This is a genomic window from Bacillus sp. RC51 (assembly GCF_044908115.1).
Lineage (GTDB): Bacteria > Bacillota > Bacilli > Bacillales > Bacillaceae_G > Bacillus_A > Bacillus_A mycoides.
Map to the genome: position 1 here is coordinate 203547 of NZ_JBIYCW010000003.1, position 12636 is coordinate 216182.

A 12636-nucleotide genomic window follows, 5' to 3' on the forward strand; every position below is an offset into this window, starting at 1 on the left:
GGGGCATAAAGTCCCTATATTCATCGGCTGAATAACTTTTCTGAAAAGTATAGTGTATCTATGCTTATTTGGTTATGGTTTTTAGCTGATGTATAAAATAGATTAAGGGGCCATAGACAATGCTTTGTCTATGGCCCTTTGTGTATGCTATTCCAATGAGATTTACAAAAATTGGAGTAGTATAGGAAAAAACCACGAAGCAGAGGGCTAGTGTCGAATGACGCTATCTCTCTGCTTTTTTTAATTTCAGGAAAAGAGGAATACGGATGAGTTTACTTAAAGTTGAAAGTTTATCACATAGCTTTATAGATAAAGCCTTATATGAAAATGCTTCTTTTGATTTGCATAAAGGAGAACATATGGGGATTGTTGGACAGAATGGTGCAGGGAAAAGTACGTTAATGAAAATATTAATTGAAGAAATAATTCCTGATAAGGGAGACATAAAGTGGCAGCCTAATATTCAAATTGGGCATCTTGATCAATATGCAGAAATTGATGGAAATTATACCATTTCACAATATTTAAAGAGAGCTTTTCATGATTTGTTTGAAATGGAAGATAGAATGAACAAATTGTATGAAGAAAGTGCTATGACAGGTGATCCTGACAAATTGTTAAAAGCGGCCGCATATCAAGAACAACTTGAGGCTCGTGATTTTTATTCGTTAGATAGCACAATTAATAAAATTGCAGCTGGCTTAGGTATTGATGCTATTGGCATGAATCGTATAATCGCTGAACTAAGCGGGGGACAACGTGCAAAAGTAATTTTAGCGAAGCTTTTATTAGAAGAGCCTAATATTTTATTACTAGATGAACCGACGAACTTCCTTGATAAAGAGCATGTTGAGTGGCTTGCTAATTATTTAATGAGTTTTGAAGGAGCGTTTATTGTAGTGTCACATGATTTTGATTTTCTAGAAAAAGTGACTTCTTGCATATGTGATGTAGAGTTTGGAACGGTGAAGAAGTATTACGGAAAATACTCAGATTTTGTAAGACAAAAGGAGCATTTGCGAAAAGATTATATTCGCCAATATGATGCACAGCAAAAGAAAATTGAAAAAACGGAAGAGTATATTCGTAGAAATATTGCTGGAGTGAATTCAAAAATAGCGCAAGGACGCAGAAAACAGCTACAGCGTATGGAAAGAATTGCACCTCCGAATTTTACTCATAAACCATCTATTCATTTTCGTGAGCTTTCAATTTCAGCACAGACGGTTTTGACAGTAAATGACCTTGAGGTTGGATATGAGTTTGCTTTATTACCAAAGTTGAATTTCTCGGTAGTAGGAGGACAAAAATTTGTTATTACAGGATTTAATGGAGTAGGGAAATCTACTTTATTAAAAACAATCGTTGGCACTATTTCTAGTATTTCTGGAGAATTTCAATTTTCAGAGCAAATAAAGATTGGATATTATGAGCAAGATTTAAATTGGAGCAATGATTCTTTAACGCCACTTCAAATTATTTCAGAACAGTTTCCTAAACTGAATATGAAGGAAATACGTCATCATTTAGCTGCGTGTGGTGTGAAAGATACTCATGTTTCGCAAGAAATTCGTACGTTAAGTGGTGGTGAACAATCGAAGGTGAAACTGTGTGGATTGTTATTATCACCGTGTAATTTTTTAATCTTAGATGAGCCGACGAATCATTTAGATGCAGAAGCGAAGGAATCTTTGCAAAAGGCATTAATGCAGTTTAAGGGCAGCATTATACTCGTATCTCACGAAGCGAGTTTTTATCTTGATTGGACAGATAGTATTTTCAACATAGAGAGCGGTTTAATTGAGGAGAGTAAAAAAGATGATAAATGATAATGATTGGAAAGTGAAAATAATAATGTTTTTGACCGCTCAAACGATTTCGTTGTTCGGTTCATCTCTCGTACAGTACGCGATCATATGGTATATCACCCTTACAACATCATCAGGAGTGATGTTGACCATTTCAACTGTTTGCGGTTTCCTACCACAAATTGCGATATCTTTGTTTGCAGGTGTGTGGATTGATCGTTATGACCGTAAAAAGATGATTATGTTATCGGATGGGATTATAGCAATTGCTACGTTAGTTTTGGCAATTTTATTTTTAACAGGATATAAAAGTATTTGGTTACTTTTTATAGTACTACTCATTCGCTCAGCTGGTACAGGGGTGCAAACGCCAGCTGTGAATGCGTTAATTCCACAAATCGTTCCGAAAGAAAACCTTATGAAAGTAAATGGGATAAATAGCAGTATTACATCTTTAATTATGTTTCTTTCACCAGCGGCAAGTGCCGCAATTCTTTCTATTGCTAGCATTGAAACAACATTTTTTATTGATGTTATTACGGCTATGATCGGAATTAGTATGATGTTTATTATTCAAGTGGAAGGACATGTGAATGCAGAGAGTAAGCAAAAATCTAATCTACAAGGGATAAAAGAGGGATTTGCTTATTTAAAAGAAAATGTATTTATTAAAAGGCTACTCGTTTTATTAATCATTGTCATGATTTTAATAAGTCCAGCTGCCTTTTTAACACCGTTAATGGTAACTCGTTCTTACGGGGCGGAGATGTGGAGACTTACTGCTAGTGAGATGACATTTAGTGCTGGTGCAGCAGCTGGTGGAGTATTAATTGCAGCGTGGGGTGGCTTCCGTAATCGTATGCATACAACAGCGCTAGCCTGTGCTTTATATGGTCTGCTTATGATAGGACTAGGAATTGCACCGATATTTATTATGTATTTAATCTTTAATTTTTTAATTGGTATAACAATGCCATGCTTTAATACGCCAGTTACTGTGTTATTGCAGGAGAAAGTAGAGCCTTCTATGCACGGGCGGATGTTTAGCCTTGTGCAAATTGCTAACTCATGCGCGCTTCCTTTAGGGATGATAATATTTGGTCCTTTGGCTGATGTGTTTAGTGTAGAGGTTTTGTTAATTTATGCTGGGATATTCGTATTATTGTGTTCAATGTATGTTGTATTAAGCAGGAAGTTTGAAGTGTAAATAATTATTGTCTATAAAAGGTTTGTGAGGCAATTTAAGATGCTTCATAAACCTTTTGTTTTTATTCTAGTCAATAACAATTTATTGTAAAACGATAAATTTTTATTGACTAATGATTTTATTTTGGATAATATGATGTTAATTAAGAAGAATTATATGAATAGAGGAGAATGTAAAATGAAAAATAAATACGTAGTAGCTATTTCTTTCATGATCTTAGCGATTATTTCTTTAACTATACATGCTTCAAACAGTAAAGTAGGAGCGGATGGATTTCTTGAAGAACCTTTCTTTTTCCTAGTACCGATAAGTTATGTATTGTTCTTTAGTGGTATTGGTGTATTACTATTTGGATTTATTACTTCAAAGCTGAGAAAAAGTAATAGATAAAGTGAAGTTTAATTAGTGAGAGATTCATCAATCGGGACAAAATACGCACTATGAAATAGAAACATACCATATGGAAGAAAAATAATAAGTGAGCTGAATAATGATGAATCATTATTTTTATAATGGTAGACAAGTAGGGGCAGCTATAACGCTAGCCGGGGCACAGGGGACCATTCATGCTGCGAATCAAGTTATTCAAATGCAGCAACAAGCACAGCTTGCACAAATGATGCAAAGTCAGTATATGCTGTATTCACAGCTTCCGATGCAAATTGTACATTACGATGTGGATCCAGCTGGTTTATCCCGCATTAACGGGCAGTAAAATTCCCACCTCAAAATTCGGCAGGAAAAAAGAAGTTAGGTGGGAGTCGGGCTGCCCGTAAACGCCCGATTGGTGAAGGCTATTAACCAGTGGGTAAGAACAAAACCCCCACTGATTAAAGTTTTACTTTATTTTCCATCCCGTATGACGGAACATACTTTTTATGAAAGAAAGCGACTCAATAGAGTCGCTTTTTTATATTCCACCGAGCTTCATTCCAAGGAATGCGAATAGGATACCAATTATGTAAGTAGTACTTAAATATAAAAGGAATGTGTAAATTTTTTTGCGATTGAGAAGCTGAATGGACTCTAATTTAAGTGTCGAAAATGTGGTGAATGCGCCCATAAATCCAGTTCCTAATAATAATTGCCATCCTGTAGAGACTCCGTTGCCAATTATATACCCGAGTAAAAATGCTCCTGTTATATTAATAAGGAATGTAGCAATTGGAAAGGATGTTTTATTTCTTTTTTTAAACCAATTGCTAATTGCAAATCGTGTAATCGCACCGAAAAATCCTCCAGTTGCTACTAATAAAGCTTCCATCATAAGTGATCACCCTCCGTAAGTGATTTCTTAATTAAGAAATCACCTAGTGTATAGCCAAGTCCAGACATAATGAGACCGCCAAGTATGCTACATGATACATATAAGAAAGCCGTGCTCCATTCAGAATGATTGATTAATTGCACAGTTTCTACACTAAATGTTGAAAACGTCGTAAAGGAACCGATGAATCCAGTCCCGATGCCTGTGATAAGCTCTGAAGGTAAGATGTTTAGCCGGGCGATATACGTAGTTAGCCATGCTAATAAGAAGCAGCCGGCTAAGTTAATGAGTAATGTAGCTAATGGAAAAGAATGATGCCAAAATGTATGAATAGTAAGACCTAAATAATAGCGGGAAAGGGCTCCTAATATGCCGGCGATGCCAACGATAATATAAATCAATTTTCTCACCTCTTTAAATAGCTTGCTCAAAAAAATAGACTCCTACCAGTAGTTATACTGGTAGGAGTCATTAGCTAAGCAGCGGTTATGGCGAACTCCATCGCCTATGATTATTACATATAGTGTACTAAACATTGCGTTTAATTTCCAGTGGAGAAGTTAGTGCATTTTGTATTTATATAATAGTTTAAGATAAGGAATCCTTACTTATAAACTAAATATAGTGATATAAGGTTTTCGGTGTGATAAAATGTTTCGTATGTCTGTCATTTTTTTATTTAACTGAAAATAAAGAAAAGTAAAATCGTATGTTTTAGAAAAGGAGTCGTTTGTTTGAAAAAATTATTAAAAATAGTACTTATATGTATTTTAGTAGGGGTGGGAGTTGTAGGTGGGTTTTTAGCGTATATGACACTTACAAAAGAACAGCCGGCTGATGTTATAAGCTTGAAGGTGGAAAACAATAAGGAGCGCGTAATTGCGCCTGGAAATGAATTTAAAGTTACAACATTTAATATTGGATATGCTGGACTAGATAAGGAGCAAGACTTCTTTATGGATGGGGGAAAAGGGTCTGGTTCAAGTAGTAAAGAACAAACGGAAACTAACTTAAAGAATATGCTTTCGTTTTTACAAAATGAGAATAGTGATTTTGCACTATTACAAGAAACAGATATAAAATCAATGCGATCATTTGATGTAAATGGGCATGAATTTTTGAAAAAAGGATTACCTGATTATGCTTCGTCATTCGGAAAGAACTACGATACGAAATGGGTTCCGGTGCCAATAACAAATCCAATGGGATATGCTGAAGCTGGATTAAGTACATTTTCTAAATATACGGTTCAAACAGCGAAGAGATTTCAGCTTCCTGGAATGGAGCCGTGGCCAAAGCGTTTATTTGATTTAGACCGAGCGATTGTTGAACATAAAATACCTGTTAATAATGGGAAATTTGTTAGACTCGTAAATCTACATTTGTCTGCTTATGATGAAGGCGGGAAAATTAGAAAACAGCAAGTAGAATATTTAAAAAAATATATGAACAAGCATTATGAAAATGGTGATTATGTCATAATGGGCGGAGACTGGAATCAATTACTTTCTAACGTTCAGTTAAGCGATCCGAAGTTTGTGAAAGAGCGTCCTGAGTGGTTAGTAGAATTACCGAAGGACTTTACTGATGGTGGCTTTAAGTGGGCTGTAGATCCGTCTGTTATGACTGTGAGAGATGATGTAAAGAAATACGTGGAAGGTGAAAACTTTGTCACGATTATTGATGGCTTTATCGTTTCACCGAATGTTGAAATTGTAAATGTACAAGGGAAAGATTTGAAGTTTGAAAATAGCGATCATAACCCAGTGAGTGCGGTATTCAAGCTGAAGTAATCGATACGTATGAGTAGAAGGTGGGGCTTCATATATGGAGTGGTTAAAGAGAACTTGTTTTTCTAACCTTGAGAAAGAATCACAGAAAAATCATTTATTGTTGTTTATCACGATTTGTAGTTTCTTCCTTGGGATAATCGCGATTGGGTATTACGGATATATTTTTACAGAGAGAGCAATAGCATTTTGGATGTGTGGTATTTCTATCGTAGTATTTGGAACGCTGCTTACTTTTATAGAAAGTATGGAAGCAATGTATAAATACATCATGACATGTATGCTACTTATTATGTCTTTCATTATGGTACAAGCATTTAATGAAAGCCCAGCTGTATTTCAAATGATCTATTTTACATTAGCGGTTTCACTTATTTATTTGAGTGAACGTCTTATTTTAATTCTTGGCGGGGTAGCAGTTGTTGTTACATTTATACTTTGTAGTTATTGGCCAAATCAATTTTTTGCGTATACAGCGTCATCTGAAGCTGCAAATTTCGCAAGCTTGTTAGCGATTGTAACGATCGCTATGTGGGGTGTCACAAAGATTGGTTCTAATCTTTTGGCTCGTTTAAGGGATGAGAAGCAAGCGGTGATGAAGAAAGCTCAGGAGTTAGAAGAAACGCAAAGGCTTATTGAGGAGACTGTTGTGAAGTTAGATAGTAATTTCAATCATTTAAGACAAAATATGAATACATCGATGGAGTCAATGAGTGAAATTAACTTTGCTTTTGAAGAAGTAGCAGTGGGAACTCAATCGCAATCAGAGATGATGTCACGTTCAGTAGAAGTATTGAATGATATGGAGGGAAATATTGACCAAATCATCTCTCAAGTAAGAAATGCGTCGATGCGTGTTGATAAAAGTTTGGAAATCTCAAAGGGTAGTGTAAATACTTTAAGAAATTTTGAAGCTAACATGAGAAGTTTAAATGATGTTGTTTCACAATCAGGAACGATATTTAGAGAATTAATGACACAATCGAAACAAATTAATGAAATTGTAGATGTAATCACGAATATTTCAAGTCAGACGAGTTTGCTAGCTTTAAATGCAAATATTGAGGCTGCAAGGGCAGGCGAGCATGGAAAAGGTTTTGCTATTGTAGCGAATGAAGTATTAAAGCTTGCTGAAGAATCGAATCGTTCTGCGGGGAGAATTCAAGGGATTTTGAAGGAGTTTAGTAATCAAGCAAGTAAAGTAGAAGTGCAGGTAGAGAAGTCAGAAAGAGTACAAGAAGAATGTAACGAAATGTTAGCAAGTGTTTTGACGAATGTAACGGATTTAGGGAAGTTTATTGATGCGATTAATGATGTAATGAGGGAGATTGTTGGTCATCAAGAAAGTTTCCAAGCTAAAACGACGAATATCGTAAAGGACGTTACACATGCTTCTAACGTAATTCAACAAACTTCTGCAGCTACGGAAGAAGTGTTAGCGAGTGTTGAAGAAGAAAAGCATCGAAATGATACATCGGTGAAGACGTTACATACTGTTAGCGAGCAAGTGAAATTGCTAGAAGATATTCTAGAAAAGTAATATCTCTTAAAAGGGTACACCATGTGTGCTCTTTTTTCATTTAAATGAATACTTGATAGTAATTTAATTGCTTTTCTGCGCGTTTTCTGCCAAGCTTAAGGAGATAAACTGAGACTTTAATTAGTGGGGCTATACGCTACTGATTATTAGTTGAACCCCGCAAATAGCGGAATAAAATACTTCAAAGAAAGAATTATATAGGTGACGCATATGATCGAAGTTAAGACTTCTGAACTTAGTGATGGAGAATTTAATAGAGGGGTATTTGCAACTCGTGATATTAAAAAGGGTGAGTTGATACACTCAGCACCAGTTATCTCTTATCCGAATGAACAGCATGAACACATTGAGAAAACGTTACTTGCTGACTACGCATTTGAGTATGGGGTAAATCATACGGCATTCCTGTTAGGATACGGTATGTTATTTAATCATGCATATAATCCGAATGCAACGTATGATATTGTCTTCGAGAATCATACGTTTAACTTCTTTGCTTACAAAGATATAAAAGCGGGAGAAGAGATTCTAATCAATTATAATGGTGAAGTTGATGACGATGAGCTATTATGGTTTGATAAGGAAAAAGAAGAGAACGAAAAATAAATTAAAGAGTATAAAAAGAGCACATTCTGTGGGATGTGCTCTTTTTTATTGATGAAAATAAAGTAAAGATTACAAAAAAATACCACTTTTCTTTCGTGTGGTATAGTAAGATAATGAAGGGTATTACTTTGAAAAACCTATATATTTTACAAATTGTTGTCTATATAGTTACATGTCAAGTTTAGTAGCCCATTTGGGTTGCTTTATTATGCGATATATATTTTAATATGAGTGGAACCTCTTATAATTTAAGAGGTTTATAGGTGTGCTTTATGTACACTGTATTCACCACGCTAGCTGTTGTTCTGTAATGCATTTTTACGTGGGGATATTATGGACCCGTATATAGCGGGATAAAAAGATTATAGAAATAGAGGAATTGTAAAATGAATATGCACGAGGTTTATAAATATTTAAGTACAGTATTGCCTGAAGGTCATGTGAAGCAAGATGAAATGTTAAAGAATCATACGCATATTAAAGTGGGCGGGAAAGCGGATGTGTTCGTTTCTCCTACGAATTATGATGAAATTCAAGAAGTTATAAAGTATGCGAATCAATACAATATTCCAGTTACGTTTTTAGGAAACGGATCGAATGTTATTATTAAAGACGGTGGTCTTCGTGGGATCACAGTAAGTTTAATTCATATTACAGGTGTTACTGTAACAGGAACGACGATTGTAGCACAGTGTGGTGCAGCAATTATTGATGTATCACGTATTGCATTAGATCATAATTTAACGGGTCTTGAGTTTGCTTGTGGTATCCCAGGTTCAGTTGGCGGAGCGTTATATATGAATGCTGGTGCTTACGGCGGTGAAGTATCGTTTGTATTAACAGAAGCTGTCGTAATGACAGGTGATGGAGAGCTACGTACTTTAACGAAAGAAGCATTTGAATTTGGATATCGTAAGAGTGTATTTGCGAACAACCATTACATTATTCTTGAAGCGAGATTTGAGCTTCAAGAAGGTGTGCGTGAAGAAATTAAAGAAAAAATGGATGATTTAACGTTTAAACGTGAGTCAAAACAACCTTTAGAGTATCCTTCATGTGGCAGTGTATTTAAGCGTCCACCAAATAATTTCGCGGGTAAGCTTATTCAAGAATCAGGACTGCAAGGTAAGCGAATTGGCGGAGTTGAAGTTTCTTTAAAACACGCTGGATTTATGGTGAATGTTGATAACGGAACTGCACAAGATTATATCGATTTAATTCATTTTGTACAAAAGACAGTTGAAGAAAAATTCGGTGTGAAATTAGAGAGAGAAGTAAGGATTATTGGAGAAAATCTACAGTAATCTTTGAATAAAAAACGTATAAAAGTATGAATTATTTCGAAATAACATTTGGGTATTGTTGACAATTTGATTTTGATTCAATATAATGGCTAATAATTTAACAAATAAATTATACGTTGAAAGAGCCCAGTAGCAGTTTGTCACTGTTATCAAAGAGAGCTAGGGATTGCTGGAACCTAGCACAAACAAACTTGTGAATTACACTCTGGAGTATCTTAGGTAACGCTAAGCGGACTAGCAATCGATATTATTGCTAAGAGTGGTATGAATAGCTATGCTATTTATGCAAACTGGGTGGTAACACGGTGAATAATCGTCCCTATGTCGTAGACATAGGGGCTTTTTTGTTTTCAAAAAAATAAAGGGGATGACAAAAGATGAATATTATTGATGAATTAGAATGGCGCGGTGCTGTGAATCAGCAGACAGATGAAGAAGGTTTACGTAAGTTAGTAGAAGAGAAAAAGATTTCACTATACTGCGGAGTTGATCCGACTGGTGATAGTATGCATATCGGACATTTGATTCCGTTTATGATGATGAAGAGATTCCAATTAGCTGGTCATCATCCGGTTATTTTAATTGGCGGGGCAACAGGAACAATTGGTGATCCAAGTGGACGTCAATCAGAGCGTCAACTGCAAACTTTAGAAGTGGTGCAGCATAATGTAGATGCGTTAACAGCGCAAATGAAAAAGCTATTTGACTTTGGCGGGAATAGCGAAGTGAAGATGGTAAATAACTATGACTGGACACATAAAATAAACATTATCGAGTTTTTACGTGATTACGGAAAAAACTTTAGCATAAATAGCATGTTAGCGAAAGATATTGTCGCAAGTCGTTTAGATACAGGGATTTCTTTCACAGAATTCACGTACCAAATCTTGCAAGCGATGGATTTTCATCATTTATACACAAAAGAAGATGTTCAATTGCAAATTGGTGGTAGTGATCAATGGGGAAATATTACGAGTGGTTTAGATTTAATTCGTAAGTTAGAAGGTCATGAAGCGAAAGTATTCGGATTAACGATTCCATTATTATTAAAATCAGATGGTACGAAGTTTGGTAAATCAGCAGGTGGTGCTATTTGGCTTGATCCGGAAAAGACAACACCGTTTGAATTTTACCAGTTCTGGGTGAATACAGATGACCGTGATGTAATTAAATACTTGAAATACTTTACGTTCTTAACGAAAGAGCGAATTGATGAATTAGCAGCGAAGGTAGAAACAGAGCCTCATAAACGTGAAGCACAAAAAGTATTAGCGGAAGAAATGACGAAATTCGTTCATGGAGAAGAAGCATTTTTACAGGCAGTGAAAATTACAGCAGCGTTATTTAGCGGAGATATTAAGTCGTTAACAGCTGATGAAATTGAACAAGGTTTTAAAGAGATGCCGACATTCCAATCTTCAAAAGAGACGAAAAATATCGTAGAGTGGCTAGTTGATTTAGGAATTGAACCTTCTAGACGTCAAGCGCGTGAAGATATTAATAATGGGGCTATATCTATGAATGGTGAAAAAGTAACGGATGTCAGTAGGGATGTTACTGTAGAAAATTCATTTGATGGACGATTCATCATTATTCGTAAAGGGAAGAAGAACTACAGCTTAGTGGAATTAGGAGAATAGTTCTTGTGAAAGAGCGGAAGTAGGGAAGATATCTACTTCCGCTCTTTTCATATACACAATTTCGACATAAAAAAGTCAGTATATTTTGATAATTAAAGAGGTTATATTATTCTTTTGTCGAATAAATAAGTTAGAGAAAATTACGGATAAAGTGAAACTTTAATCAGTGGGGGGTTTTGTTCATCCCCACTGATTATCAGCCCGCAAATAGCGGGATAAAAATAGCCCGAACCATGCAGGGCATGATTCGGGCTTATATTCAGATTAGTATGCTAAGCTGAATAGACCTTTAATGTGTGATAAGTAACGAACGTTACTTGCTTCTTTCATTAATGATGCTGGTAAACCTTTAAGCGGAGTATTGCTTGCTCCGATTGTAGCAACAGCATCTTTACGTCCTAGACTAGCAAGTGTTCCAGAGTTGATAGGTGCGAACTCTTCGAATGCTTTGCCTTCTAGTGCTGCGTATAAGTTGTATCCAATTAACTCACCCATTTGCCAAGCGATTTGTGCAGTTGGTGGGTATGGACGACCGTCTGGAGAGAAGACAACAGCGCTGTCTCCGGCAACGAATACGTCTTTGTGAGAAGTAGATTGTAGATGTGCATCAACAGTTGCACGACCGCGGTTTACTTCAAGACCTGATTCACCAATTAATGGATTACCTTGTACGCCGCCTGTCCAAACGAATGTGTTAGCAACGATTTTTTGACCGTCTTTTAAGTCAATTTCATTACCAGCAACGTTTGTTACAGGAAGACCTGTTAAGAATGTAACACCGCGTGCTTCTAAGCTAGCAGTTGCACGTTCGATTAAGTGGTCTGGTAATACTGGAAGGATTTTTGGACCTGCTTCAACAAGAAGAAGTTTAACTTCTTTTGGATTTACGCCGTGGTTTTTTGCAAGTTTAGGCATAATGTCAGCAAGCTCACCAACTAGCTCAACGCCAGTTAATCCGCCACCACCGATTACGATTGTAGCATCAGCTTCGTTTTTCGTTTTAGCGTATTCACGAATACGGTCTTCAACGTGTTTGTAGATTTTGTTTGCATCAGCAGCAGATTTTAATACCATGCTGTTTTCTTCTAGTCCTGGAATACCGAAGTAAGCAGTTTTACTTCCTAAAGCAACTACAAGTGCATCGTAAGATAGCGTAGTGCCACCAGCTAGTTTGATTTCTTTGCTATCAACTGAGAATGACTCAACTGTTGCAATTTTAAGATCGATGTCTTTACCTTTGAAAAGCTTTGTAAGTGGCATTGCAATTGCTTGCTCAGCAACGTTACCAGCTGCAAGGCGGTGTAGTTCAGTGATGATTTGGTGCGTTGGGTATTGGTTAATCACTGTAACTTGTGCTTCTGATTTGCTGTAATATTTACGTACGTTTAAAGCGGCAAGAAGACCGCCATAACCAGCGCCTAAGATGACAATTTGTTTTGACATAGTATGATATCCCCCGTCTTTACTAATTGTT

The 12636-nt window shown here is 36.1% G+C and carries 12 protein-coding genes, 1 riboswitch and 1 other annotated feature; of the genes, 9 read left to right on the forward strand and 3 right to left on the reverse strand.

What is annotated here, in order from left to right; all coding sequences use genetic code 11:
- Nucleotides 1-266: 266 nt before the first annotated feature.
- The 4 genes from ABH959_RS09445 (at nucleotide 267) to ABH959_RS09460 (ending at nucleotide 3730) form a co-directional block, all read left to right on the forward strand.
- Nucleotides 267-1829, forward strand: a complete 1563-nt coding sequence (locus ABH959_RS09445; RefSeq protein ID WP_113936295.1) for an ABC-F family ATP-binding cassette domain-containing protein — start codon at nucleotides 267-269, stop codon at nucleotides 1827-1829.
- Nucleotides 1822-3015, forward strand: coding sequence for an MFS transporter (locus ABH959_RS09450; protein WP_113936321.1), 1194 nt, complete (start codon nucleotides 1822-1824; stop codon nucleotides 3013-3015). The genes ABH959_RS09445 and ABH959_RS09450 overlap by 8 nt, the downstream gene beginning before the upstream one ends.
- Nucleotides 3016-3171: 156 nt before the next feature.
- Nucleotides 3172-3405 (forward strand): DUF3955 domain-containing protein, encoded by a 234-nt coding sequence (locus tag ABH959_RS09455; RefSeq protein WP_078204922.1) that lies wholly within the window; start codon nucleotides 3172-3174, stop codon nucleotides 3403-3405.
- A gap of 100 nt (nucleotides 3406-3505) precedes the next feature.
- Complete coding sequence (locus ABH959_RS09460; RefSeq protein ID WP_113936296.1) at nucleotides 3506-3730, forward strand: DUF3947 family protein; 225 nt, start codon at nucleotides 3506-3508, stop codon at nucleotides 3728-3730.
- 195 nt (nucleotides 3731-3925) lie between these two features.
- On the opposite strand, the gene crcB (ABH959_RS09465) is transcribed toward ABH959_RS09460, so the two are convergent.
- Together crcB (ABH959_RS09465) and crcB (ABH959_RS09470) are read right to left on the reverse strand one after the other, a co-directional pair.
- Nucleotides 3926-4282: a fluoride efflux transporter CrcB gene (gene crcB, locus ABH959_RS09465; protein ID WP_404492513.1), complete on the reverse strand. Its 357-nt coding sequence runs from the start codon at nucleotides 4280-4282 to the stop codon at nucleotides 3926-3928.
- Nucleotides 4279-4683 carry a fluoride efflux transporter CrcB gene (gene crcB, locus ABH959_RS09470; RefSeq protein ID WP_404492548.1) on the reverse strand — a complete coding sequence of 135 codons (405 nt, stop codon included), beginning with the start codon at nucleotides 4681-4683 and terminating at the stop codon, nucleotides 4279-4281. Before crcB (ABH959_RS09470) ends, crcB (ABH959_RS09465) begins: the two co-directional genes overlap by 4 nt.
- 54 nt (nucleotides 4684-4737) lie before the next feature.
- Nucleotides 4738-4797, reverse strand: a riboswitch (Fluoride riboswitch).
- Between the two features lie 219 nt (nucleotides 4798-5016).
- Between crcB (ABH959_RS09470) and ABH959_RS09475 the strand changes: the two genes are divergently transcribed.
- From ABH959_RS09475 to tyrS, 5 genes are all read left to right on the forward strand, one after another.
- Nucleotides 5017-6075 (forward strand): endonuclease/exonuclease/phosphatase family protein, encoded by a 1059-nt coding sequence (locus ABH959_RS09475; protein ID WP_404492514.1) that lies wholly within the window; start codon nucleotides 5017-5019, stop codon nucleotides 6073-6075.
- A gap of 34 nt (nucleotides 6076-6109) precedes the next feature.
- Nucleotides 6110-7612, forward strand: coding sequence for a DUF4077 domain-containing protein (locus tag ABH959_RS09480; protein ID WP_088040404.1), 1503 nt, complete (start codon nucleotides 6110-6112; stop codon nucleotides 7610-7612).
- 210 nt (nucleotides 7613-7822) lie between these two features.
- The gene (locus tag ABH959_RS09485; RefSeq protein WP_000573650.1) at nucleotides 7823-8218 is read left to right on the forward strand and encodes an SET domain-containing protein; all 396 of its coding nucleotides are present in this window, start codon (nucleotides 7823-7825) and stop codon (nucleotides 8216-8218) included.
- Between the two features lie 386 nt (nucleotides 8219-8604).
- On the forward strand, nucleotides 8605-9522 hold the full coding sequence (gene murB / locus ABH959_RS09490; RefSeq protein ID WP_002034675.1) for a UDP-N-acetylmuramate dehydrogenase: 918 nt from the start codon (nucleotides 8605-8607) through the stop codon (nucleotides 9520-9522).
- A gap of 107 nt (nucleotides 9523-9629) precedes the next feature.
- Nucleotides 9630-9846, forward strand: a binding site (T-box leader).
- Nucleotides 9847-9899: 53 nt separating this feature from the next.
- The gene (tyrS, locus tag ABH959_RS09495; protein ID WP_012261963.1) at nucleotides 9900-11162 is read left to right on the forward strand and encodes a tyrosine--tRNA ligase; all 1263 of its coding nucleotides are present in this window, start codon (nucleotides 9900-9902) and stop codon (nucleotides 11160-11162) included.
- A 264-nt stretch (nucleotides 11163-11426) separates the two neighbouring features.
- Here the strand turns inward: tyrS and ABH959_RS09500 are convergent, their stop codons facing one another.
- On the reverse strand, nucleotides 11427-12605 hold the full coding sequence (locus ABH959_RS09500) for an NAD(P)/FAD-dependent oxidoreductase (RefSeq protein WP_113936300.1): 1179 nt from the start codon (nucleotides 12603-12605) through the stop codon (nucleotides 11427-11429).
- Between the last annotated feature and the right edge of the window lie 31 nt (nucleotides 12606-12636).